Annotated in this window: 16 protein-coding genes and 1 pseudogene; all 17 read right to left on the reverse strand. The window is 71.4% G+C overall.

Going from position 1 to position 24,527, the window contains the following annotated elements:
* Positions 1 to 137: 137 nt before the first annotated feature.
* Complete coding sequence (locus ACFXGX_RS24405; RefSeq protein WP_384794872.1) at positions 138 to 590, reverse strand: cupin domain-containing protein; 453 nt, start codon at positions 588 to 590, stop codon at positions 138 to 140.
* A 129-nt stretch (positions 591 to 719) separates the two neighbouring features.
* Positions 720 to 1,985, reverse strand: coding sequence for an MFS transporter (locus ACFXGX_RS24410; protein WP_384794874.1), 1,266 nt, complete (start codon positions 1,983 to 1,985; stop codon positions 720 to 722).
* An 8-nt stretch (positions 1,986 to 1,993) separates the two neighbouring features.
* Positions 1,994 to 3,250, reverse strand: coding sequence for an ATP-grasp domain-containing protein (locus tag ACFXGX_RS24415; protein WP_384794876.1), 1,257 nt, complete (start codon positions 3,248 to 3,250; stop codon positions 1,994 to 1,996).
* A 77-nt stretch (positions 3,251 to 3,327) separates the two neighbouring features.
* Positions 3,328 to 4,602 (reverse strand): ATP-grasp domain-containing protein, encoded by a 1,275-nt coding sequence (locus ACFXGX_RS24420; RefSeq protein WP_384794878.1) that lies wholly within the window; start codon positions 4,600 to 4,602, stop codon positions 3,328 to 3,330.
* A complete protein-coding gene (locus tag ACFXGX_RS24425) occupies positions 4,599 to 5,894 on the reverse strand; it encodes a pyridoxal-phosphate dependent enzyme (RefSeq protein WP_384794932.1) in 1,296 nt (431 codons plus the stop codon). The genes ACFXGX_RS24420 and ACFXGX_RS24425 overlap by 4 nt, the downstream gene beginning before the upstream one ends.
* Positions 5,895 to 5,951: 57 nt before the next feature.
* A pseudogene (locus tag ACFXGX_RS24430) lies at positions 5,952 to 6,854 on the reverse strand (acetyl-CoA carboxylase biotin carboxylase subunit family protein); the annotation flags it as partial.
* A gap of 48 nt (positions 6,855 to 6,902) precedes the next feature.
* Positions 6,903 to 7,511 (reverse strand): serine O-acetyltransferase EpsC, encoded by a 609-nt coding sequence (gene epsC / locus ACFXGX_RS24435; protein ID WP_384794880.1) that lies wholly within the window; start codon positions 7,509 to 7,511, stop codon positions 6,903 to 6,905.
* 59 nt (positions 7,512 to 7,570) lie between these two features.
* Positions 7,571 to 11,590, reverse strand: a complete 4,020-nt coding sequence (locus ACFXGX_RS24440; protein ID WP_384794882.1) for an amino acid adenylation domain-containing protein — start codon at positions 11,588 to 11,590, stop codon at positions 7,571 to 7,573.
* Between the two features lie 961 nt (positions 11,591 to 12,551).
* Positions 12,552 to 13,775, reverse strand: coding sequence for an MFS transporter (locus ACFXGX_RS24445; RefSeq protein ID WP_384794884.1), 1,224 nt, complete (start codon positions 13,773 to 13,775; stop codon positions 12,552 to 12,554).
* Entirely contained in the window at positions 13,772 to 13,924 is a 153-nt protein-coding gene (locus ACFXGX_RS24450) for a hypothetical protein (protein ID WP_384794886.1), read from the reverse strand. Before ACFXGX_RS24450 ends, ACFXGX_RS24445 begins: the two co-directional genes overlap by 4 nt.
* Before the next feature lie 89 nt (positions 13,925 to 14,013).
* On the reverse strand, positions 14,014 to 15,810 hold the full coding sequence (locus ACFXGX_RS24455) for an SWIM zinc finger family protein (RefSeq protein ID WP_384794888.1): 1,797 nt from the start codon (positions 15,808 to 15,810) through the stop codon (positions 14,014 to 14,016).
* 698 nt (positions 15,811 to 16,508) lie between these two features.
* The gene (locus tag ACFXGX_RS24460; protein ID WP_384794890.1) at positions 16,509 to 19,499 is read right to left on the reverse strand and encodes an SNF2-related protein; all 2,991 of its coding nucleotides are present in this window, start codon (positions 19,497 to 19,499) and stop codon (positions 16,509 to 16,511) included.
* 141 nt (positions 19,500 to 19,640) lie between these two features.
* A complete protein-coding gene (locus tag ACFXGX_RS24465) occupies positions 19,641 to 20,222 on the reverse strand; it encodes a sugar kinase (protein ID WP_384794892.1) in 582 nt (193 codons plus the stop codon).
* Complete coding sequence (locus ACFXGX_RS24470) at positions 20,219 to 21,406, reverse strand: ROK family glucokinase (RefSeq protein ID WP_384794894.1); 1,188 nt, start codon at positions 21,404 to 21,406, stop codon at positions 20,219 to 20,221. The genes ACFXGX_RS24465 and ACFXGX_RS24470 overlap by 4 nt, the downstream gene beginning before the upstream one ends.
* A gap of 129 nt (positions 21,407 to 21,535) precedes the next feature.
* Positions 21,536 to 22,342 (reverse strand): ATP-binding cassette domain-containing protein, encoded by an 807-nt coding sequence (locus ACFXGX_RS24475; RefSeq protein WP_384794896.1) that lies wholly within the window; start codon positions 22,340 to 22,342, stop codon positions 21,536 to 21,538.
* Between the two features lie 11 nt (positions 22,343 to 22,353).
* On the reverse strand, positions 22,354 to 23,409 hold the full coding sequence (locus tag ACFXGX_RS24480; RefSeq protein WP_384794898.1) for an ABC transporter permease: 1,056 nt from the start codon (positions 23,407 to 23,409) through the stop codon (positions 22,354 to 22,356).
* On the reverse strand, positions 23,406 to 24,410 hold the full coding sequence (locus ACFXGX_RS24485) for a sugar ABC transporter substrate-binding protein (protein WP_384794900.1): 1,005 nt from the start codon (positions 24,408 to 24,410) through the stop codon (positions 23,406 to 23,408). The genes ACFXGX_RS24480 and ACFXGX_RS24485 overlap by 4 nt, the downstream gene beginning before the upstream one ends.
* Positions 24,411 to 24,527 lie beyond the last annotated feature (117 nt).

Raw genomic sequence — 24,527 nt, forward strand, 5'->3', positions numbered from 1 at the left:
TCTCGGCCCAGCAGCCCCGTGACGGGCAGGCCGCGATCCCAGAGCCCATCCCCTCGCCCCTCCCCCCCCTGCGCATCCCGGCCCGCGGACCCGGCACCCCCCCCCCGGGCCCGTTCCTGTGCGGACGAGTGCGCGGATCAGACCATGAACTGGTCGTACTTGGCCATGTGTTCCTGCAATTCCTCCAGGCTCGGGTTGCGCCCGTTGGCCGTGAGACGTCCCAGGCCGCGGAAGTAGTCCTCGCGGTCGTAGATCGGATAGAACATGATCAGCAGGGTGGCGTCCTCCTTGCCCCGGTTCGTGAAACCGTGCGGCTCACCCTTGGGTACGTAGGCGAACGCGCCCGGTTCGCCCACGACCTTCCGGTCGCCGATGGTGAACTCGATCTCACCGCGCACCACGTAGAACATCTCCGTGGACTTCTTGTGCACATGCGGACTGGCGCCACTGGCTTCGGGAGCCATGTGGTGCTCGAAGAATCCGAACTCCCCGTCGGAGTCCGGTGTGGTGAGCTTCAGGTACGTCCTTTTCGTGTCCCGGATGTCGACGAACTCTCCCCCGCCCGGCGGCACATACAGCGGAACAGACATTTCTCTCCCTGGATATTGTCGATACAGGTGTTGTCGATACAGGTGTTGTCGATGCAGGTGTTGCGGAACACCGGCCCTTACGACCGGCTCGTACGACCGCCCGTCCACCGGGTCGGCCCGCGCGGAGGGTCAGGTGGCCTCGGCGAGGCTCGGATCCTGCTGCGGCCGTTTCGCCGCCTGTGTCTGCGCCCACCGGCCGATCGCGGGAGCCGCGAGGCCGCTCGCGGCGAACAGCGCGGCCAGCGCGACCCATCCCGCGGCGCCGACCGTGACGATCAGGCTCACCAGGATCGGTGCCGCGATCTGCTGCACCGCCACACCGAGCCAGAAGACCGAGAGGTAGACGCCTTCCTGGCCGGGTGCCGCGAGCAGGTACGAGCCGCCCCAGCCTCCGGCGGACTGCCACAACTCGCCTCCCGTCAGCGCGATCATGGCCAGCAGCAGCGCGCCGACAGCGAGCACGACCGGCAGCCTCGGTGCCGTGACGAGCAGCAGACAGCAGGCCGCGAGGGAGACGCCGGCGCGCACCAGGGCCCGCGCCGCACCCGGGATGTCGTCGGTCCCCCGGCTCGCCCGCACCTGCAGGAGCACCGCGAGCACGGTGTTGACCGCGACGAGCGGGGAGATCAGCGCGGCCGAGACATCGGTGTGTCCCACGATCCACAGCGGTATGCCGATGCTCAGCAGAGTCATGTGCATGGTGAGGATCGCGTTGATCCCGGCGAACGAGAGGAACGATCCGTCGCGCAGCACACTGACCGAGAACCTCCGGCGAAGGTTCGCCGTCGGAGCGTTGAGCAGCGGCAGCCGGGACGCCAGGGTCGCCAGCACCGCGAACGAGGCTGCGTTGAGCAACAGGATCACGGTGTATCCGGCACGGGTGCCGATTAGCAGCCCGACCCCGCCCAACAGGGCGCCCACGGTGAAGCCGACGTTGCGCATCGACCGGAGGATCGCGACGACCTTGACCCGTTCCGTGGTCGGCACAGCCTGCCCGACCAGGGCCTGCTCCATCGGTGCCGCCGCCTTGTCGACGAGGCCGAGCAGGCACACCACGGTCAGGAACTGCCACAGGTTCTGGACGAACGGGTACACCACGAAGCAGGCGGCGCGCCACAGGCTCACCCCGACCAGGACCTTCTTCGGGCCGACGCGGTCGGCCAGGATCCCGATCGGGATCGCCGTGCCCAGGGCGATGGCGGCGGACAGGCCCAGGCCGAAGCCGAGGTTGCGCTCGGACAGGTGGACCGCCCTGGTGATGAACGGGACGGACACGGCCAGGAAGGCGCCGGTCCCCACCGCGTCGATCATCGCCATCACCGCCAGCCGTGTTCCCACCGGGCCGCCCGGCATGGTTCCGCGCAGTCCGCGGACGCGCTGCCACAGAGCAGACATGTGATCCCTCACTGGGTTGCGATACGGACGGCGGCGACGGCGTCCAGGACGTGCCGGAGGGTGGTGTCCGCGTCCGGCCCGGTGGCGATGACGTGCCCGGCGCGGTCCCAGGAGGACGCCCAGGGCCGTACCTCCTGGCCTGTCTCGACGTCCACCTCCACGGCCCGTACGCCGGGCAGCGCCTTGGCCGTGTCCTCCCCGGCGACCTCCGTCACCGTGCCCGGCTCCGCGGCGAGGAAGCGGATCGACGAGGTCCGTCGCGAGGACCGGGGCAGCTCGACGGGGCGACCGGCCAGCAGGTCGATGAGGGTCAGCCTGATCCTGGTGTCGTACGCCAGGTCGATGAGGTCGATCAGATAGTCGCCGGGGCACCGGCCCGCGCACTCGACCAGCGTCGGGCCGGACTCCGTGAGGATCCACTCGGCGTGCAGGATGCCGGTCCCGAATCCGACGGCGGCGACCAGCGCCCTCAGGGCCGTCCCGAACGCGGTCCGCGTCTCCTGGTCGAGAGGTGCGGGCAGCAGATGGCCGAGCTCGACCGGATGCGGGCCCGGGATCACCGTCTTGGCGGTGACGTTCTCGAAGACGATCTCGCCCTCCCGTACCAGCGCCTCGACACTGAACTCGGGTCCTTCCAGGCGCTCTTCGGCCAGGAACCGCCAGTCCAGCGGCCGGTCGGGCACCTGCTCGTACTCGGCCGCCGACGAGGTCCGCTCCCACGCCTCGGCCGCGGTGGTGGCGTCGACCGAGTCCAGCACCTGCACGCCGACGCTCGCCTGCCGGTTCGCCGGCTTGACCACCACCGGCCCGTCCCCGGCGAAGTCGAGGATGTCCCCGGGCCCGTGCACCTCCCGCCAGCGCGGGTTGCGGACACCGCCGGCGGCCGCTGCCTCGCGCAGCCGGATCTTGTCCCGCAGTGCCTGCGCGGCGCTCTCGCCGGCTCCCGGCAGACCGAGCTTGGCGGCCAGCGCGGCCGCGGCCGGCACCGCGTACTCGAGACCCGGGACGACGGCGGCCACCGGCCGCGCGGCCGAGAGGTCGACCGCCAGGTCGAGTGCTTCGGCGGACTGCTGGTAGCTCGCCGGGACGATCCGGTCCAGGCAGTCGAAACCCGCCGCGGCGTCCCGCAGTTCCCGCTTGCGGATGATGTCGGGCTCCTCGATCACCACGACGGACCCGCTGGGGACCCTCCCGTCGATCGCGCGCAGGTAGGCCGCGTTGTAGCCGACGAACAGCACCTGGGCGTCCGTGTCGGGGGCGGTCACGGTGACCTCCTGGTTGTTGGGACGGACCACTGCATGGGACTGCCTTTCTTCCTGGGTGGGGGGATGGACGGGGGCGCTCAGACGGGTGTTCCGAGGACCCCGGTCCGGCCGTCGGCCCGGGTGGGCGTTCCGTCGATGACGGCCTCGATGGCGGCGAGGGCCTCCGCGCAGCGGGCCCGCGCCTCCTCGGGAGTGGCGCCGGAGACGATGACGTGCCCGTGTCTGCTCTTGGAGTCGCGGACCTCCGGCACGGTGTCCCCGGGGTTCAGACGGATGCTCAGCTCGTCGACGTGGCCGAGTCCGCCGACCGTTTCGAGACCGCGGATCTCGTCGACATGGCCGGGCGGGAAGGTGAAGAACCGTACGGTCGCCGTCGCCGTCGCCGTCGGCGGTTCGACGGGTGTGCCCTTCAGAGCGGCGAAGACGGCCTGTTCGACGTCCAGTCCGGTGGCCAGCTCGATGAGTCTCGGTATGCGGTCACCGCCGAGCCGGGCCTGCGACTCGACGATCCGCGGGCCCTCCGGCGTCCAGATCACCTCGGTGTGCGCGGGTCCGAACCGGTATCCGCAGGCCGTGAGGAACTCCTCGGTCAGGTCCTCGACGGCCTGCCGCCGCTCCCGGGACAGCGGCGCCGGGTGGACGTGCCCCACCTCCACGAACAGCGGCGGCGGACCGAGCAGTTTCTCGGTGATGCCCACGACGTGGTGGCGGCCGTCCTGGCTGAGCGTCTCCACGCTGTACTCGGGACCGCGCAGGTATTCCTCGACGAGGAACGGGCCGTCGTAGCCGTACTGGTCGAGGAGTGCGGTCCAGGGCACCTGGTCGGCCGGTTCGCGCCACAGGAAGACGCCTCGGCTGCCGGCGAGCGCGGCCGGTTTGACCACGGCGGGGTAGCCGATCCGCCGCACCGCGTCCGGCACCTCGCGGCGGGTCGGCGCGGACTCGAAGGCCACCGGGGACAGTCCGCGCTCCGCCAGCAGTTCGCGCATGGCGTGCTTGTCGGCGAGAACGCGGATGGCCGCGGCCGGATTGAGTTCGGCACGCAGTTCCTCGGCCACCTCGTAGGCGCTGACCATGGTCTCCTCCCGGCCTATGTGATAGATCAGCGACGCCTCGTGCTCCCGCGCGGCCGTACGGATGGTGTCGCGCAGCAACTCCTCGTCGCGGAAGTCGGCCGTCACGTACAGATCCGCCAGTTCGCGTACGCCGTCGAGGTACTCCGGCGACTCCAGACGCGGGTCCCAGATCGCACCGACCCAGAACCCCGCGGCCTGTGCCTTCCGTACGAACTGGCGGTACGGCATCACCATCAGCAGGCGGGGCCGTTCGTCCGGGGGCCGGCGCGCTGTCATCGGGCACCGCCGCCGCCCGCGGCCCCGGCCGTCGCGGGTTCGGCCGCGCCCAGCAGGCTCAGATACCGCTCGCCCGTGTCGGGCAGCAGGGTCACGATGTGTTTGCCCCGGTACTCCGGACGGGCGGCCACGACGCCGGAGGCGTGAACCACCGCCCCGGCCGAGACACCGACCATGAGGCCCGCGCGCAGGGCGAGCCGCCGGGTGGTGTCCAGCGCGTCGGAGTCGGAGACGGCGATCACCTCGTCGATGAGTTCCCGCTCGGTGGTCGGCGCGACGAAGCCGCCGTTGAACCCCGGGATGCCGTGGGTGCCGGGCTCACCACCGGACAACAGCGGTGAGCCGGCCGGTTCCACCGCAACGATGCGGACGGCGGGGTGCCGCTCTCGGAGGTAGCGTCCCGCGCCGCTGAGCGTGCCGCCGGTGCCGACCCCGCTGACGAGAACGTCGATCCGTCCCTCGGTGTCGGACCAGATCTCCGGGCCGGTCGACTCGTAGTGGGCCCGGGTGTTGTCCGGGTTCTCGTGCTGACGGCAGAACCACGATCCGGGGGTGGCCAGGTGGATCTCCTCGGCCCTGTCCACCGCGGCCTGGTAACCACCGGTGTGTGGTGTGCGCACCACCTCGGCACCGAGCGACAGCAGGATGGAGACGCGTTCCTGGGTCGCGTTGTCCGGCAGCACGATGACACAGCGGTAGCCACGGGCCGCGGCCAGCGCGGCCAGGGAGATCCCGGTGTTGCCCGAGGTCGCCTCGATCACGGTGCCGTCGCCCGGGGTGAGCTGTCCGCGCTCCTCGGCGCCGCGCAGCATCGACAGCGCGGCCCGGTCCTTGCTGCTGGACCACGGGTTGAACAGCTCCAGCTTCGCCAGCACGGTCGCGTCACCGGGTACGCCGTCCAGGATCCGGTCCAGCGGCAGCCTCAACAGGGGTGTACCGCCGATCAGTTCGACGAGCGAGTCCGCGACCGGGCGCCGGACGACCGGCTCGGTGCGGATGCCGATCTCCTTGGCGGCGGCCTCCGCGGTCCGCGCGGCGAGCTGCGCGGTCTCGGCCACCACCAGCACATGACCGGCCCGGTCACCGTTGCGGCGCAGCTCCCGCACCTCGTCGCCCGGCTTCACCTTGAGGACGACCTCCTCCACCCCGGGCAGCGCGGCGGCCCGCTCCTGACCGCCGAGGGACACCACCCGGCCGGGCTGGGCGGTCAGATAGCGGATGGCCGTCCCGGCGACGGGCTGTTCCGGCAGGATCCGGGCCGGCAGTGGCTGGCCCAGGTACTGCCTGGCCACCAGCTCCAGCGAGCGGATACCGAGGGCGCGGTCGACCAGGTAGGTGATCTTGCCGCCCGCCGGGCGCGGGTTGATCTCGATGAGCTTGGGCCCGGAGGGGGTCACCTTGATCTCGACATGGGCCATGCCCAGGTCGAACCCGACCGCGCGCAGCGCGTCCACGGCCAGGTCCGAGCAGGCGCGTACGACCGGATCGGGCAGGCTGGAGGGGAAACTGTGGCCCAGCTCGACGAAGTAGCCGAGACCGCCGACCGACTTGTCGGTCACCCCGAACACCTCGTACCGGTCGCCCTGGGCCAGGACCTCCACGCTGACCTCGGGGCCGCTCACGTACTCCTCGACCATCAGCTCGTGGTAGCGGCTCTGCCCCCGGGTGTTCTCCACCCTCGTACGGATCAGCCGGACGTGCTCGGCGGCCTGTCCCGCGCTCTCCACCAGCCGGACGTCGGCGCTGCTGGTCTCGTCGGCCGGCTTCACCACGACGGGCAGGCCGATCTCCGCCGCGGCCGACTCGGCCTCGGCGGGGGTCCGGACCGTACGGAAGGCCGGCATCGGCACTCCGTGTTCGGCGCAACGCCTGCGCATCAGCGCCTTGTTGCGTGCGACGGCGACCCCGTCGACGCTGACGGTCGGAAGGCCGAGCAGGACCGCCACCTCGGCGGCCACGACGACGTCGTACTCGGCCAGGGTCAGGAACGCGTCGAAGGGGTGCTCGGCTCCGGCCGCGTGCACATGCGGCAGGAGTTCGCCGAGGATGTTCGTCTCGCAGTGGACGATCTCGTCGACGTAGGCGTCGAAGTAGGCCGGGCCGCCGGGTACTTCGAGATAGCGGTCGAGGTCGCGGGTGAAGAAGGTGACACGGCAGTCGAGTTCCTTGATGATCTGCAGGCCCTCGAAGCCGGAACCGGAGAGGTTGCTCTCCAGAACGCCGACATGAATCACGTATGCCTCCGATGGCACGCCGACACACGGTCGGCTGGGATACGACGGACGGGGACGGGCCGGCCCTCACCAGCACCCGGGGGTGGCGAGGGCGCGCAGCAGCCGGCCGGCGTCCTCGCGGTCCTCGGCCGAGGGCCGGATCACGATCTCGGCCGTGGGAGCCATCACGCGGGCGCCGGGCGGCACGTCGGTCAGTACGAGGGAGCCGGCGCCGACCAGCGCGTCGGCGCCGACGGTGACCGGGCCGAGCACGATGGCGCTGGTGCCGAGCACCGCCCGGTCGCCGACGACGGGGTGGCGGCGGGTCCCAGGGTCACGTCGGCCGTCCCGCCACCAGCCGACCGCGCCGAGCGTGACCTGGTGGTAGAGGGTCACGTCGTCACCGATCTCGGCGGTCTCGCCGACCACCACGGCGGCCCCGTGGTCGATGAACACACGGCGGCCGAGGCGCGCACCCGGATGGATCTCGATGCCGCCGGTCACCGCGCGGGCCACGTAGGCCAGGACGCGCGCGATCTGACGGTGTCCACGGATGTACAGGGCATGCGCCAGCCGGTGGGTCCACAGCGCGGGGAGCGCGGGGTGCAGCAACGCCTCCGCACGGGTGCGGATCGACGGGTCTCGCGCGACGATCACGGACAGGTCTTCCCTCGCCCTGGCCATCGTCCTACGCATGCGGTCCTCCGGGTGTCATGGCCTGGTTCCCCATGGCCTGTCGATCGTGGCGGCCGGGCTCAGTAGTTGGGGACCTTGATGAGCTTGCCGGTGCCCCCGGATATCTCCGGGACGTACACCCGCTCGTTCCACACGTCCTGCGCCACCGGTTCGAGGGCGATCGACACGGCGCCCTCGTCGACCGAGAAGGCGGTCCGGACCGCGCTGGTGATCGCTTCGACGAGGGCCGAGATCTGGTGGTCCTCGAGGTTGTTCGGGAAATGCTTGATGTTCACGTGAGGCACGCCGATGACCTTTCTGGTGAGTCGCGTGGACTGGAGGGCGGTGACGAGTTCGTCCATGCCGTCGGCGCGGAGGAGCCCGTAGTGGTCGGCCTCCAGGCGGTTGATCCTGGGGGGCGTCCTCGTCAGCGCATGGCCGCTTTCGAGGAAGGAGTCCTGGTCGCCCCTGGCGGTGAACACGGTGACCGGCGCGGTGACTCTGCGCTCGGCCCGTTCGTGCGGCGCGTACTCGAAGGAGAACGTCCGGCGCACCACATGGACGATTCGGCGCACCAACTCCCTTTCCAGGTAGGTGAATCGACCGCAGACGAACTCGATGAACGACTCCTCGTCCCGGGTCGCGGCCAGACACGCGTCGACCGCGAGCCGTTCGAGGTTTCCGGCGAACACCGAGTAGAGGATCGAGACGAAGGTGGGATCGGTGAAGTCGGCCACGGTCTCCGTGGGCGTCCCTTCACGGGCTTCCACCGGTGGCTTCCCCGGCGCGATGAGGACCACGTCCTCGACCTGTTCGCCCGCGCGCTCCAGTCGGTGGGCCGCCTCGAACGCGAGCCGGGCGCCGAAGGAGTAGCCCCACAGCGTGTACGGACCGGCCGGCTGGACGCGCCGGATGAGTTCGATGTCCCTGACGACCGTCTCGTCGAACGTCGGATAGGCGGTCTCACCCGCGTTGATGCCCTGGGCCTGGACACCGAGGAACGGCCTGTCCTGTTCCAGCCTGCCGGCCAGGAGCCGCAGGCTCATCGGGTAGCCGCCGAGTCCGGGCCAGCAGAAGACGGGCCGGGGGCCGTCCCCACCGCGTAGCCGCACCAGTCTCGACAAGGTGGTCGTGGGCTCACGGTCGACCCGTCGGGCCAGCTCGGCGATGGTCGGGGAGTCGAACAGCACCTGGAGGGGCAGGGAACTGCCCAGCTCCCTGTTGATCCGGCCGACCAGGTCGACCGCTGTCAGCGAGTGGCCTCCGGCTGCGAAGAAGTTGTCCCGGATCGAGACTCTCTCCTGCCGCAGCACCGCGCTCCACAGGGCGCCGATCGCCTGCTCGGTGGGGGTGCGTGGCGGGACGACCGGCGCGTCGGTGTCCTCCATCGCGGCCTCGTCCATGGCCCGCAGGGTCTGGTGATCGATCTTCCCGTTGACGGTCAGCGGGAAGGAGTCCAGCACGGTGACCCTGTTGGGCACCATGTAGGGGGGCAGGGAGGCGGTGAGGTTGTCCTTGACGATCTCGGCCGGTCCGCGCGTGTGGACGGAATCCTCTTTCATGCCCTCGGCGACTCGCTGTTCCTCGCTGACCCGGCCTCCGAGGGCGAAATAGGAGGCCGTGTCCGGTCCGAGGCCCGCGATGGCCGCGATGCGCCGGGCCGAGGGCAGGTCGTTTCCGGTCTCCGAGCTGTAGCCGGACGACATCAGTCCCAGCCCGATGTCGTTCATCTGGAGGCGCTGGAGTTCCCGGCCGAGGTCGACGTAACGCTGCCAGGGTTCGGGCGATCCGCCGATCAGGCTGATCCCGAAACCGGACCGCTCGTAGACCTCCTGGTTGATGGCGATGACGTGCTGCTTGCGCACCAGTTCGTCGGACACCGGCAGCAAGTCGCCGTCCACATAACGATACTGACCGCCTCTCAGCCCCACGACACGGCCGGGATGAGCTTGCACATAGGTGTCCACCGGTCCCGTGACGGCCGGGGCGGTGGCCGGCTCCACCTCGTACGTGGCCAGGTGGTGGTCCTCGGCCGGGCACCGCAGGATCTCCTTGACCGCCACCCCTCCCACGCGGGTGCCGATCCGCAGGCCGTACTCGGGTAACACCTGGTCGAACAGGCCGACGACATGGCCGGCCTCGAACTGCAGGACCTCACGGATGTTGTTGCGGTACACCGGCTCTATGGCCGACCTGCTCCCGATGAGGTGAACCCGCATCCTCGGCTCGCCCGCCGGGGCCGGAGCGATCAACGAGAGTCGATGCGTGACCGGGTTGTAGTAGTGGAAGCCCGGTTCGAGACCCGCGATACCGGAGAGCTCCAGATAGAGCTGGGTGGCGTAGAGCGCGCCGGGCGAGGCGTACCCGTATTTGGGCAGCAGCCGTTCGTCACTGGTGAACTGGCCGAACCAGCGGAGCAGGGTGCCGAGTTCGGTCAGTGTCAACGCGTCCGGGCGCCGGGGTGTCACCGGCCACTCCTGCCGGGGGGCGAGCAGGTCCAGGATGTCCCCCCGGGTGACCTCACCGCCTTCGAAGAACCGGTAGGTCTTGCGGGCGAACACCGCGCGCCGCTGCCGGACCGAGGGCTCGCGTCCCGGAAGATCGACGGTCGGGAGACCGGAATCCTGACGGACTCCCGGGTCGGAGAGCTGAGCCCGCAGTTGCAGCTTGCTCCGCTTCGACTGGTGATGGGCTCCGTGGTTGCCCTGGTCCATCAACGCGGCCTGTTCGGCGTCCAGTTCGATGAACGCGATGAGGTTGGCGCCGAGCCGCGGATCGTCGCGGACCAGGACGGCGGCACGCCTGACCCACTCGTGCGCCTCGACGGCCACCTTGATCTCGTCCAACTCGACCCGGAAGCCCCGCAGTTTCACCTGGCTGTCGACGCGGCCGAGGAACTGCACCGTGCCGTCGTCGTTCCATCGCGCCAGGTCCCCGGTGCGGTAGAGGCGGTCGGACCGGGGGTCCGTGGAGAACGGGTTGGGCAGGAATCTCTCGGCGGTCAGATCGGGGCGGTTCAGATATCCGCGGGCGAGCTGCCGGCCCGCGATGTGGAGTTCGCCGGACTCCCCGCGCCCGACGGGCTGCCGGGTGGGGCCGAGGATGTGGAAACTCAGGTCCCGCACCGGACGGCCGATGGAGATGTGGTCCGGACCGTGCTGCACGGTCGCCCGGTCGACCTTGTGGGCCGACGCGTTGATGGTGCACTCGCTCGGGCCGTAGAGGTTGACCAGCTCGCAGTCCGGCAGGGCGTCGAGGAGTTCGACCGCCAGACTCTTGGTGAGCGCCTCACCACCGCTGAACACCTGGGTGAGCGACGTGCATCCGGACAGCCGTCCTGTGTCGACGAGCGCCCGCAGCAGGGTCGGCACTCCCTGGAGGGTGGTCACCTCGTGCGCCACGATCAGGTCGATGAGCCCGCCCGGGTCGGCGTACCCGCCCGGTTCGCTCATCACCACGCCGCTGCCGCAGGCCGGCGCGAGAATCTCCCACTGCGCCGCGTCGAAACTGAGCGGCGTCTTCTGCAGTACCTTCCGGCTCCGGTCCAGACCCTGTTCGTCGGCGAGCCAGCGCATCTGGCTGACGATGCTGTGGTGCTCGATGCCGATGCCCTTCGGGTTTCCCGTGCTACCCGAGGTGTAGATGACATAGGCGAGATCGTCCGCTCGCGGACGATCGGGGGCGGTCGCCCCGGCGGCCGGCACCTCGGGCCCGGACGCCCGTAAGGTCCGCGCGTCGGCGAGGGTGACGATCTTCGTCCTGGGTGGCGCCATCGCTGCCAGCCGGGACACCAGTGACTCGTCGGCCAGGATGACGTCGGCGGCCGAGTTCTCGATCATGTAGCGCACGCGCTCGTCCGGGTACTCCGGTGACAGCGGCAGATAGGCGGCGCCCGCGTGCAGGACACCCCAGACACTCACCATGAGACCGACGGACGGCTCCATGAAGACGCCGATCTGGTCGTCCCTCGTCACGCCGAGGTGCCGCAGATGGCCGGCCAATTCCTCGCTTCGGTCGCTGAGCTGCTGAAACGTCAGCCGCTCCGAGCCGCAGGAGACGGCGGTCCGGTCGGGCTGGATACGTGTGGACGCGCGTAGCATGTCCAGCAGAGACAATTCCTGAGGCCGCGTTTTTTTCGCCATCATCCTTCGAACCTAGAATTCGTCAAATTCGAGCGCATCGACGTTGGACTTCGTGCCGACGTGGCCGATTCCCGAGGCCCCGGACACGGCCGCCTCCTGTTGCGCGTCACCCCTGAAAAGTGCGGACAGGGCAGAGCGCGACCCGTGGCGGAATTCAATGAAGGTGTGCCTGGCCGGATTCGCGTGACGTCCACGTGAACGGCCGCTGTCCAGCAGGCCGGCTCACGGATTTCTCGCGACTGTACGGTCTCCCGCCGGCGCTCAGGCCGTCCCGGTACATCGACGGCACGCATTCCGCGTTCGCGCGGAGAGTCGCGCGTTCATGCCTTTCACGCCTCCCCCTTCCCCGTAGGTGTTCCGTCGTCGAGCGGCCACGCTTTTCGGCACGGCGCGAGTCACCGGACCGATCTGGCCGGTCCGGTCTTCTCCCGACGACGCTGCGCCGACCAGAACCGGTCAGTCCGTCTCGGCGAGCAATCGGAACGTACACGATGGACATGGCCGGGGCGAAGCATCGAAAACCGACCCCGTCACCCCTTTTGGCCCGCTTGCATCCCTCCGTCTTCAGCCAGATCAGAAAACCCGGAGAGTTACTGGATGCAAAGAGAAGGACGTGGTTTCGGATAATCGCCGGGGCGGCGAGAGCGGGAAGCCGACTTCGGCCGAAACATGGCTGGAGTGATTCCGTTTTCGCTCTCTGCACAGGGAACCCGCATCGGAAGGCGTCGTGACGCCCGTTTCACGGCGGGCGACGACGAACAGACTGACCGGGCGCCTCCCGGCGAGGGGAACACGTCAGCGCGTCTGCGGTAGTGAACGCCCGGCCACGCCGGTCGCGCGGCGGCGAGCGGCCGGCGAATCCAGGGGCCTCCGGAGGAGTTCATGGAGCTGCAATAGAGGGTGCCGGGAAGCAGCTCGTTCATGTCCCCGAGTGGACGGGCCGGGGCGGGCGCGCTCTCCACCGCTCCACGAGAAGACACACGGCCAGGACGGCCGCCGTCACCGGGAAGAGAGCGGACGGCCCGCCGAGGGAGAGCAGGGGCCCGCCCACGAGCGAGCCGGCACCCGTGCCGGCGTCGAAGGCGATGTTCCAGGCGACACCGGCCAGCGCCAGACCGGCGGGCGTATCGCCGGCCGTCTGCATGATCAGCACCAGGGTGGCGCTCTGGGTGGCACCGAAGCCCGCTCCGAACAGGACGGCGCCGGCCAGCAGCACCGCCTGCTGATGGGAGGCCGCGCCCGCGGCCGTGCCGAGCACGGTGGCCGCCACCGCGGGTGCCAATATCCGTCGGCCGCCGTGCCGGTCGATGAACCGCCCGGCGACGAGCCGGAAGAGCACGGTGGACGCCTGCGCGGCGAACAACGCCTCGGGTGCGGCCGAGGTGGTCAGCGGCAGGAACGTGAAGACGACGCCGTACGCCGTGGTGGAGGCGATCTCCACCACCAGGAGACCGGCCATGGGGCGCAGGGACATCGATGTTCCGCGCAGGGTCCGTGCCCGGCCCGCCCGGGGTCCGGCCGCGCGGTCGGGCCCCGGGCCCCGCGGAAGGCCGAGGGAGCCGGCCAGGACCAGCGCGGCGGAGCCCGCCGCGAGAGCGAAGGTGAGCGCGTACGCCTCCTGCCGGGCCAGAGCGATGCCCGCGGGCGCTCCCAGGACGCCGGCGACGCCGACGACAGCGCCGTACCAGCCGATGGCCCGCCCCCGTTCCTCGGACGGAAACAGCTCCGCGGTGAAGGTGACGCCGGCCACGACGAAGATGCCGAAGCCCAGCCCTCGTACGACCGCGAGGCCGGTCAGCGCGGTGAGTGTCGAGACGGCCGGCAGGGCCAGGCAGGGCAGCGCGAGCAGCACACCGCTCAGCGCGAGGGAGAGTCGCCGTCCGAGCCGGGCGAAGAGCACCGGGGTGAAGGGCTGGACGCCCAGGGTGGCCGTCATCAGGACGGCGGTCAGCGATCCGGCGCCCGAGGGTCCCGCGCCGGACCGCACCGCATACGCCGGCATCGCCGAGAGCAGCACGTTGAAACTCGCGAACCCCCCGAACGCGGCGATCAGGGTGCCGCCGACCGCTGCCCGTCGCCGCCGGGGAGACAGGTGCGGACGGCGGTCCGTCGACGCGGCGGACGCATCGGCGGGGGCGGTCATCGTGGCCGTGCGGTGCCCATGACCCGGCCGAGGACCAGCGGCGACACCGGTCCTCGGACCGGTCCGTGGCCGGTCGGCTCGTTCTGGCCGGGGCGGGACACGACGTGCTGGTACGGATCTCGGAAGCCGTGCGGCATCTCCTCGGACACGTGCAGAAGGTACCCCGACCGGCGCGGGAGCCGTGGCCGTTCGGACTTCGCCGCCGAGAGCCGGACACCGTACGGCGAACCGATCGGTGTCAGAGCTCGTCCGGTGCGCCGAGGCCTGTCAGGGCGCCGACCGGGTCGAGGTCCGGGGTGCCACGGGGCCACCAGTCGTCACGGCCCGGCTCCGACTCGTACGCGTACCACAGGCCGTTGCGGCCGAGGCGGAGCTGGGCGTGGCCGCGCGGGTGGGTGAGGTGGTTGCGCCAGGGGCGGAAGGCCGGGAAGTCGGCGGCCATCAGCAGCGGCCGGGCCCGGTCGAACCGGCCCGCCGGGGGGTCCCAGGGCTCTTCGAGCACGGCGAGCGCGTCGAACCCGCCCTGCCGCCAGGCGGCGACCGCCCGAGCCAGCTCGACCGGGGTACGGCCGGCCGCGGCCGCGAGCGAGGAGTAGAGGGTACGGGTGGCGGCCGTGAGCCCCGATCCGGGGCGGGCCGCGGCGACGCGCACCGCGTCCTGCCAGAGCGTCAGTTCCGCGACCGGATCGCGGCCCGAGGTGAGCAGCGCGTGCGCGCGGGCGGCCGCGTCCGTGGCCAACTGGTCCAGCGCGAAGGCGTCCGGGCCGCCCGGTGCTCCCGGGTAGGCCGGCGGCTGCCCGGGATGGGCGGGCGGAGGCAGCGGAGTGGGAAGGGGCGGCAGCACACGCCGGGTGAGGACGTCACGGGCGCGTACGCCGGCCGGCTGTTCCGGTTCCCGTTCCTGGGCGGCGCGGGCCGCGCGCGTGGCGTTGCGGCGGGACAGCGCGTCGAGCAGCTCGCGCTCGCCGCGGCCGCGCAGCAGGAACAGGACGAACGGGTCCTGGTCCAGCAGCCGTGCCGTCTGGTAGCAGAGTGCGGCCGCGTGTTTGCAGGGGTGTCCGAAGTCGGGGCAGCTGCAGTGCGGTTCGAGTTCGCCGGGGCCCGGAAGCAGCTCGACACCACAGTCCGCGAGCGACCTGGGCATCTCCTTGTCGAGCAGTGCCGCGATGTGTCCGGGCCGCTCGGCCGCGGCATCGAGAAAACGGTCCCAGTCGTCGTCCGTCAGGGTCCGCACCCTGACCTGTACGCGGTACGGACGCGGCCGGCTGCCGTGCACATAGGCGAGCACCAGGCCCGGTGTGACCGTGACGGCGTCGACGTGGCCGTGCCCGGCGTACGTCCGCCCGCGTGCCAGCCGCGCCGCGTCCAACGCCCCTTCCTCCAGTGCCGTGACCCAGGCGTCGCCCCACCAGGTCTCGGCGAACCCGCCCGCTCCCTGGACCCGAGCGGGGAAGGCGGGGAAGGTCCGCCGCAGCTCACCGTCGCGGCCCGGGGACGCCATGGAACGAGGGTGCCGCCCGGCGGGGGCTGGGGTCGCCTGTCCGCCGATGGACCGAGCGTGCTCCGGGGCCTCCGGGGACTCGGCACCCGCCCCAGGGGTGAAGAGCTCCGGGACGAGAGAGCCGATCTTGAAGGGCTCGGCAGCCGATGTCTCCCGCTCGGGCACGAGGTCCGTGGAGTCCTCGGGGTGATCTACGTGATCGGGGTGCTCGGGGTACGCGGGGTGTTCGTTGTGCTCGGGGTACGCGGAGTGTTCGGGGCGCTCATTGTGCTCGGGGCGTTCGGGGTGTTCGTTGCGCTCGGGGCGCTCGGGGCGCTCGGGGCGCTCGGGGCGCTCGGGGCGCTCATTGTGCTCGGCGTACGGGGCGCGTGCGGGTCGGCCGGGGTCGCGGTCACGAGTCGTCTCATCGGCGTCGGTGTCCGCGTCGGGACGCGACGGCTGACCCGTCTCGGCGGCCACGTCGGGGGGCAGCCGGAAGGCGTCCGCGAGCAGACCCCGAAGCCGGCGCTGTTGGGACACCCGGTCCGTGTTCACGGGGTGCGCGGGACTCCGTCTTCCACCGGCTCCGGCCGGGGACGTCCTGTCGGCCCGACGCCTCGATCCGGCTCCGTCGCTCCCGCCCCCCGTCGACCGCTCATCGCCGCCGTCCGCCTCCTCGGACCGGAGCCGCCGTGCCTCGTCCCGCGCGGCGCGCAACGCCTCACGGGCGATGTCACCAGGGCGCGCGCCTCCCCCGGCCTCCGCCTCCGAGCGATCCGTCGTGGCCGACTCCGACTCCGACGCTGTCGCCCGTCGCAGGGCCTCGCGGGCCGCGTTGCTCGGCCTCGCCGCCGGGGCGGATGCCCTGGGCGGCAGCTCGGGCGCACCGGACGCGGCGGAAGGGGTCGCCGACACGGACTCCCGGTCACCAGTCACCGCTTCCCGCTCGGCACTCCCACCGGCACCGGCACTCCCACCCGCACCGGCACCCGCACCGGCACCGGCACTCCCACCCGCACCCGCACCCGCACCGGCACCGGCACTCCCACCCGCACCGGCACCGGCACCGGCACCGGCGTGATCGTCGGCCGTCGCTGTCCTCCGGGCGGCGCGCAGGGCCCGGCGGGCCGCGTCGGCGGGGCGTTCACCGGCGACGGGGCTTTGCGGCTCGGCGCCGTCGGCCGGTTCACCGGCTCCGGCCTCGGGCACGGCTCCGGCCTCGGGCACGCGGGGCTCCTCTTCCCCGGTCCCGCTCATGACGGCCTCCGGAGGGAGACGAGGTCGGACAGCTCGCGGTCGGTGAGCTCCGTCAGGGACGCCTCGCCCGAGCCGAGGATCGCGTCGGCGAGGGCCCTCTTCGCTTCGAGCATCTCGGCGATGCGGTCCTCCACCGTGCCCTCGGTGATGAGCCGGTGCACCTGGACGGGCTGGGTCTGGCCGATGCGGTAGGCGCGGTCGGTGGCCTGCTCCTCGACCGCGGGGTTCCACCAGCGGTCGAAGTGGACGACATGGCCCGCGCGGGTGAGGTTCAGACCGGTGCCGGCCGCCTTGAGGGACAGCACCAGGACGGGGGTCGCCCCGCTCTGGAAGCGGTCCACCATGTGTTCGCGGTCGGCGACCGGCGTACCGCCGTGCAGGAGCTCGACCGGGACGGCGCGGGCGGTCAGGTGTGCCGTGATGAGGCGGGCCATGCCCACGTACTGGGTGAAGACGAGTGCCGAGCCGTCCTCGGCGAGCAGGGTGTCCAACAGCTCGTCGAGCAGGGCCAGTTTGCCGGAACGGGGGGAGGTTCCCCGCGCGGCCTCCCGTGCGTCCTCCTTCAGGAACAGCGCCGGGTGGTCGCAGATCTGCTTGAGGGAGGTCAGCAGTTTGAGGACGAGTCCCCGGCGGGCGATGCCGTCGGTGGTCTCGATCGCCAGCAGGGATTCGCGGACCACCGCCTCGTACAGCGAGCCCTGTTCGCGGGTGAGCGGGACGGGGTGGTCCGTCTCCGTCTTCGGCGGGAGTTCGGGGACGATGCCGGGGTCGGACTTCTTGCGGCGGAGCAGGAACGGGCGGATCAGCCGGGCGAGTCGGGCCACGGCCTCCTCGTCCTCGCCGTTCTCCACGGCGCGCGCGTGCCGGGCGCGGAAGGACTTGAGGGGACCGAGCAGCCCCGGGGTCGTCCAGTCCAGCAGGGCCCACAGTTCGGAGAGGTTGTTCTCGACAGGTGTGCCGGTGAGCGCGACGCGCGCGGGGGCCGGGATCGTGCGCAGGGCCTTCGCCGTCGCCGAGTAGGGGTTCTTGACGTGCTGCGCCTCGTCCGCGACGACCATGCCCCAGCGCTGGTCGGCGAGGTGGGCCACGGCCGACCGCATCGTGCCGTACGTGGTGAGCACGAAGCCGCCGTCGAGACCGTCCAGGGTGCGGTCGGGGCCGTGGAACCGGCGCACGGGGACGCCGGGCGCGAAACGGTTGATCTCCCGCTGCCAGTTGCCGAGGAGCGAGGCGGGGCAGATCACCAGCGTCGGCTCGCTGCGGGCCCGCTTCAGGTGGAGCGCGATGAGCGTGACGGTCTTGCCGAGACCCATGTCGTCGGCGAGGCAGCCGCCGAGCCCGAGGGAGGTCATGAGGTCGAGCCAGGCGAGGCCGCGGAGTTGGTAGTCCCGCAGGCGGGCGTCCAGGCCGGGTGGGGGCTCGACGGGGGTCACGCCCGCGGTGAGGCGGTCGCGCAGGGTGGCGAGGGCTCCGACCGGCACCGCCTCGACGGTCTCGCCGTCGACCTCGGCGGTTCCGCTGAGCGCGGCCGACAGGGCGTCCACCGGGTCGAGCAGGCCCAGTTCGCGTTTGCGGGCCTTGCGGACGAGGGCGGGGTCGACCAGGACCCACTGGTCGCGCAACCGGACGACGGGCCGGTGGGCCTCGGCCAGGGCGTCCATCTCGGCCTCGCTGAGCGGATCTCCGCCGAGGGCCAACTGCCAGCGGAACTGGAGGAGTTCCTCGCTCTCGAAGAATCCCGTCCCGTCGGTCGCCGAGCCGGGCGCGGGGCGCACGACCGCGGTGGCGCTCAGGTCGTGCGCCAGGTCCCGGGGCCAGTGCACGGCGACACCGGCGGCGCCGAGCCGGGTCGCGACGACACCGAGCAGATCCGACAGCTCTTCCTCGGAGAGGGCGAGCACGTCCGGCACGTCCTGTTCGGACAGCCGGTCGAGGGGTTGCCAGACGCGGGCGGCGCGCCGGACGGCGAGGGCGGCGTCGACGCGGGCGCGGGGCCCGAACACCGTGTCGGCGTCTCCCGCCCACAGGGCGGCCGCGTCCACGACGAGCGTGGGGTCGGCGAGGCTGTGCACCTGGACGACGGCGGCGCCCGCGCGCCTCGCTCCCTCTCCGTCGTCGAAGAGCTGGTGGGCGGACAGGTCGAGGCGCAGCGAGATCCGTACGCCCGCGTCCATGCCGGCGGCGACCTCGGCGGCCCAGTCGTGGGCGCCGGTCAGCCGCTGCGGCTCGCGGGCCGCGAAGGGTCCGCCGGAGGCGTGGGGCGCGGCGGGGGTGCGGGGCAGGGTGTCGGCGACCGCGTCCAGGAAGGACCGCACCAGGGCTTCCGGCTCGGGCAGCCGCACCGGTCCCCTGCCGGGCAGGGGGACGGCGTGTCCCTCGTACGGAAGGGCCTCGGCGACCGACCTCAGGTGGGCGATGTCCTCCGGGTCCAGGGGGCCCGCGCGCCAGGCGTCGAAGCCGTCGGGGGTGAGCCCCGGCAGCAGGCGTCCGCGGGCGACGAGGCGCAGCGCGTGGAGCGCGGCGGCACCCCAGCAGGCGGTGGCGGGATGGGCCGCGGGGTCGCGCCGGGCGCCGGCCAGCAGGGGGAGGGCTTCGGCGACCGAGAGGGTCACCACGGGGACGGTGCTCCTGCGGACGCCCGAGCCGTGCGGTCGTACGACCGTCAGTTCGGTGTGCTCGGGCGCGGACGCTCGTGTGCCGGGTGCGGGTGCGGTGGCCCCGCCGGGGTGATCCCCGGGCCGCGGGCCGTCCCCGTCGTCCTCGGCGGGCAGGGGTTCCCCCTGTGGGTCCCAGAACGCGACGCGTCCCTCGCGGGGCAGCGGTGCGGGCAGGAAGACGGCGGCGAGCCGCGTGGACGGCGGCCGGTCGGCCGATGGCCGCGCGAGCGCGCGCGGCCGGGCGGCCTCCGTGGACGCGGAGGGTGTCCACGCCGAGGGCGCACCCGCGGAAGGCACCCGCACGGTCATCGCTTCCACTCCGTCCCGCATACGCCCGGTCACCTCCCGCCCTTCGGTCGAATCAGTTGTCTTCGACTCTACGGGCGGGGTCTGACAATCGGCTCCCACGAAGGCGGCGGGCGGCCGCGGCCCTCGTCACCGGGCCCGGCCCGGTGTGGCGGGGCGGGGACGCTACGGAATCGTGCGCGAGACGAGGTAGACCATCGGGTGGTCCGTCTCGGAGCCGTTCACGACGATGTCCTGGGTGGGCGCGGGGTCCTTCTGCTTGTGGACGAGTCCCCACCAGGGGCCGGGGCCGGTGAACTCCCACCCGACGACCTTCTGGTTGCGGTCGCTGATGGTGATGTGGTCCTTCTTCAGGGCGGCACGGGTGGTGCCGATGCCCTTGAGGAACCCGTCGAGCCCCGCCTGGGTGGTGCCGAACTGGACGTACAGCCGGCTGGTCTTCCAGTTGTTCGTCTCGTAGTAGGCGACGTCGGTGGACTTGCCGGGGATGGGCACCTGGTAGAGGCGGCGCTGGACGCGCGAGGGCCAGCCCGAGGTGAGGCCGGTCGCCGAGTACTTCGCCTCCTTGTCCTTGCCGCTGTTGCGGCTCTGGTCGGCGGAGATCACCAGGTAGCCGGCGGGTACGCCGATGAGCAGCACGATGATCAGCAGGGTCAGCGCGCGGCGGCGGAACTTGCGGCGCGGGTCCTCGGGCGGCCGCTGCGGCTCGTCCGGGGAGGTCGCCTGACGAGGGAGCGAGGCGGTCACCGCGACTCCTGCTGCGTCGTGCGGCGGGTCTCGGCGTAGCGCTCGTACCGCTCGTAGCGCTCCACGCGGCGCCGCTTGGCGCGCCGGAAACGGCGGGCGACGAGCCGCGCGAGGTCGGCGGCGCCGACCATGCCGGCCTCGGGGCCGAGCTGGGCGCGCGCGATCCGTGCCTCGGGGCGGTAGCCGCGGCCCGTGAGGTGCCGGCGGAAGGCCTCGCGGGCGGGACCGATCAGCAGGTCGTCGGCCGCGCTCACCCCACCGCCGATGACGAAGCAGGACGGGTCGAGGGCGGCGGCCAGGTTGGCGATGCCGACCCCGAGCCACTGCCCGATGTCCTGGAGGAGCTCGACGCACATGGCGTCGCCCTCGCGGGCCAGCTCGGTGATCATCGGGCCGGTGATGTCGCCGATGTTGCCCTTGACGTGCTCGATGATCCCGAACGCCACCGGGGAGTCGGCCGCCGCGAGCTCGCGGGCCTCGCGCACGAGTGCGTTGCCGGAGCTGTACTGCTCCCAGCAGCCGCGGTTGCCGCACGGGCAGCGATGGCCGCCGGGCACGACCTGCATGTGGCCGAACTCTCCGGCGACCCCGAACTTTCCGCGTTTGACCTGGCCGTCCTCCAGGATCGCGCCCCCGATGCCGGTGCCGAGGGTGATCATCACGAGGTGGTCCTCGCCGCGGCCGGCGCCGAAACGCCACTCGGCCCAGGCGGCGGCGTTGGCGTCGTTGTCGACCAGGACGGGCACGGCGAGCCGTCCGGCGAGGCGGTCGCGCAGCGGCTCGTTGCGCCAGGACAGGTGCGGGGCGAAGAGGATGCGGTTGCGTTCGGCGTCGACCCAGCCGGCCGCCCCGATGCCGACGGCGTGCACGTCGTGCCGGTCGGAGAGGTCCAGCACCAGTTCGACGATGGTGTCCTCGACGACCTTGGGGCTCTTGGACTTGTCCGGCGTCTCGGCGCGGACCTTCTCCAGGATGTTGCCGTCGGCGTCCACCACACCCGCCATCACCTTCGTGCCGCCGATGTCGATGCCGACGGTGGGGACACGGGGTGCCGTCAGATGGGAACGGCGCTCGCGTGTGCCCACGGTCCGCAGGACGGTGGCCCGCGCGGAGCCGATGGGGGTGCCCCCCGCGCGAGCGGAGCCGAGAGCTCGGGGCAGCGCGAGGTCGCGGTAGGTGCTCATCGCGCCGATTCTGCCTTACGCCGCACCGGGGCCGCACCGTGGAAGCGCGGTGTCACATGTGACCTGTGAGCTGTCTGTGGCCTGTTCCGGACGGCCCGCGGGGCCGTCCGGGTCACGGCCCCGCGCCCCTCACAGGGCACGGTTCTCCAGCTCGTGCCGCAGGTCGTCCAGCTCGCTTCCGCCCGCCATCTGGCGCGTCAGCTCGTCCAGGGTGATCCCGTCCCGGGTGTAGCTGCCCGACATGGTGCCGCGCTTCAGCAGGACGAAACGATCACCCACGAGATAGGCGTGATGCGGATTGTGGGTGATGAACACAACACCCAGTCCGGCGTCCCGTGCGGCGGCCACATATTTGAGGACCACGCCGGACTGCTTCACACCGAGAGCGGCGGTGGGCTCGTCGAGTACGAGGACCTTGGCGCCGAAATGGACGGCTCGGGCGATCGCCACGCACTGGCGCTCGCCTCCGGAGAGGGTGCCGATCGGCTGGTCGACGTCCCGGAGGTCGATGCCCATGCGCAGGAGTTCCGCGTGGGTCGTGCGCCGCATGTGGTCGACGTCGAGGTGCTTGAACGGGCCGAAGCCCTTCCGGGGCTCGGAGCCCAGGAAGAAGTTCCGCCAGACCGGCATCAGCGGGACGACGGCGAGGTCCTGGTAGACGGTGGCGATGCCGAGGTCCAGGGCCTCGCGCGGGGACGACAGCCGGGTCTCCTCGCCCTCGACGCGCAGGGTGCCCCCGTCGTGCCGGTGACGACCCGCGATGATCTTGATGAGGGTGGACTTGCCCGCGCCGTTGTCGCCGAGCACACAGGTGATCTCGCTCGCGTGGACCGCCAGCGAGACACCTTCGAGGGCGCGGATGTTGCCGTAGTACTTACTGACGTCGTCGAGCTCGACGAGCGCCGGGCGCCGCGCGGCGGCGGGTTCCTCGGTCATGTTCTCCGTCGTCACTTCGTGGCCTCCGCGCGCTTGCGGACCCAGTGGTTGAGCAGGGTCGCGAGGAGCAGCATCACGCCCAGGAAGAACTTGAACCAGTCCGGGTTCCATTCGGCGAAGACGATGCCCTTGCTGACCATGCCGAAGATCAGCGCGCCCACGGCCGCGCCGATCGCGGAGCCGTAGCCGCCGGTGATCAGACAGCCGCCGATGACGGCCGCGATGATGTAGATCAGCTCGTTGCCGACGCCCTCGCCGGACTGCACGACGTCGAACGAGAACAGCAGATGCTGCCCCGAGATCCAGGCGCCGAAGGCGACGCCCATGTAGAGGCCGATCTTGGTCTTGTCGACCGGGACGCCGACCGCGCGGGCCGCCTCCTCGCCGCCGCCGACTGCGTAGATCCAGTTGCCGACGCGGGTGCGCAGCAGGATCCAGGTGGCGACGGCGACGAGGGCCAGCCACCACAGGATGGTGATCTTGAAGTCGACACCGCCGATGGTGATCGTCGAGGCGAAGACGTCCTTGGCGGAGGAGAAGCCCTGCATGTCGGAGATCGACTTGGTGGAGACCGTGCCGCTGATCAGCTTGGTGAAGCCGAGGTTCATGCCGGTCAGCATCAGGAAGGTGCCGAGCGTGATGATGAAGCTCGGCGGGTCGGTGCGAGTCAGCATGACGCCGTTGAACACGCCGATCGCGAGGGTGGCGAGGAGCGAGACGAACACACCGACCCAGACGTTCGCCGTCATCTGGTAGCTGAACATCGACGAGATCAGCGCGGAGCTGGTGACCATGACGCCCGCGGAGAGGTCGAACTCGCCGCCGATCATCAGCAGCGCGACCGGGACGGCCATGATGCCGATGGTCGACGCCGCGTACAGGACGGTGCTGAGGCTCGCGGCGCGTACGAAACTGTCCGCGAAGAGCGCGAAGAACAGGAACACGGCGAAAGCGCCGACCACCGAGCCGAGCTCGGGACGGCTCAGCAGCTTGCGCAGGGGCGAGGTCTTCAGGAGGCGTTCGTCGGTCTCGGGGCCGGGCGCCGGCGCGGGTGCCGTGGCGGTCATCGGGTCCCCCGATCCGCGTACTGCTCCAGCTCGGAGGCCTGGTCCTTGGTGATGATCTGCGGACCGGTGAGGACGGGCTTGCCGCCGCCGAGGACGTCCGCGTTGTACTTGTAGAGCCAGAGCAGGTCCACGGCCTCGTAGCCCTGGAGCCAGGGCTGCTGGTCGACGGCGAAGCCGAGGGTGCCGTTCTTCAGCTCGGCGGCGACCTTGGCGTTCAGGTCGAAGGTGTCGATCTCGGCCTTGCTGCCCGCGTCGTCCCTGGCCTTGACGGCGGTGTCCGCGAAGGGGGCGCCGAGCGTGACGACCGAGTCGATCGACCGGTCGGCCTGGAGCTTGGCGCCGATCGAGGACTGGACGTCGGGCATGTTGGTCCCGGTGACGTAGAGGTTCTCGACGGTCCCGTCGAAGGTCTTCCCGATACCCGCGCAGCGCTGCTCGTGGCCGACGTTGCCCTGCTCGTGCAGGACGCACAGGGCCTTCTTCCGGCCCCGCTTGTTCAGTTCCTCGCCGACGGCCTCTCCGGCGATCGTCTCGTCCTGGCCGATGTGGGTGAGCGCGCCGAAGGCCTTCGACTCCTCGGAGCCGGAGTTCACCGTGATCACCGGGATGCCGGCCTTGCGGGCGCGGGCGACGGCGGCCTTCATGGCGTCGGGCTTGGCCAGCGTGACGATGATGCCGTCGACCTTCTTGTCCACGGCGGCGTCCACGAGCTGCGCCTGCTGCTGGGCCTCGTCGTCGTGGGAGTACAGGAAGTTGATGTTGTCCTTGACGGCGGCCTGCTTGGCGCCGTTCTGGACGATGTCCCAGAAGGTGTCGCCGTCGCCCGAGTGGGTGATCATCGCGAAGGTCCACCGGGGCGTGTTCACCGCGGCCCTGCCCTGGGCCGCGGCCGCCTTGCGGGCATCCTCGGCTCGTTTCCCCCCGGTGCTGCTGCATCCCGCGAGGGACAGTGTCAGTGCCCCCGCCAGCGCGATGCCCACCCAGGTCCGTGTCCGTGCCACGAGGCCGTGCCCTTCTTGCCGTGCTCTTGTGCCGGGCCGTGAGGACCGGCCCGGGGGCCCTCCGGCGGGCCCTTGAGGACCGGAGTCGTACCGGCCCAAACGGCCAAGTATCGATCA

The sequence above is a fragment of the Streptomyces sp. NPDC059371 genome (genome assembly GCF_042751995.1).
Taxonomy (GTDB): Bacteria; Actinomycetota; Actinomycetes; order Streptomycetales; family Streptomycetaceae; genus Streptomyces.

Bases quoted from the DNA above. Each gene is read 5' to 3' on its own strand.
- epsC (WP_384794880.1), bottom strand. From the start codon at position 7,511: ATGCGTAGGACGATGGCCAGGGCGAGGGAAGACCTGTCCGTGATCGTC.
- ACFXGX_RS24410 (WP_384794874.1), bottom strand. From the start codon at position 1,985: ATGTCTGCTCTGTGGCAGCGCGTCCGCGGACTGCGCGGAACCATGCCG.
- ACFXGX_RS24420 (WP_384794878.1), bottom strand. From the start codon at position 4,602: ATGACAGCGCGCCGGCCCCCGGACGAACGGCCCCGCCTGCTGATGGTG.
- ACFXGX_RS24440 (WP_384794882.1), bottom strand. From the start codon at position 11,590: ATGCTACGCGCGTCCACACGTATCCAGCCCGACCGGACCGCCGTCTCC.
- ACFXGX_RS24470 (WP_384794894.1), bottom strand. From the start codon at position 21,406: ATGAGCACCTACCGCGACCTCGCGCTGCCCCGAGCTCTCGGCTCCGCT.
- ACFXGX_RS24405 (WP_384794872.1), bottom strand. From the start codon at position 590: ATGTCTGTTCCGCTGTATGTGCCGCCGGGCGGGGGAGAGTTCGTCGAC.
- ACFXGX_RS24480 (WP_384794898.1), bottom strand. From the start codon at position 23,409: ATGACCGCCACGGCACCCGCGCCGGCGCCCGGCCCCGAGACCGACGAA.
- ACFXGX_RS24475 (WP_384794896.1), bottom strand. From the start codon at position 22,342: ATGACCGAGGAACCCGCCGCCGCGCGGCGCCCGGCGCTCGTCGAGCTC.
- ACFXGX_RS24460 (WP_384794890.1), bottom strand. From the start codon at position 19,499: ATGCGGGACGGAGTGGAAGCGATGACCGTGCGGGTGCCTTCCGCGGGT.
- ACFXGX_RS24445 (WP_384794884.1), bottom strand. From the start codon at position 13,775: ATGACCGCCCCCGCCGATGCGTCCGCCGCGTCGACGGACCGCCGTCCG.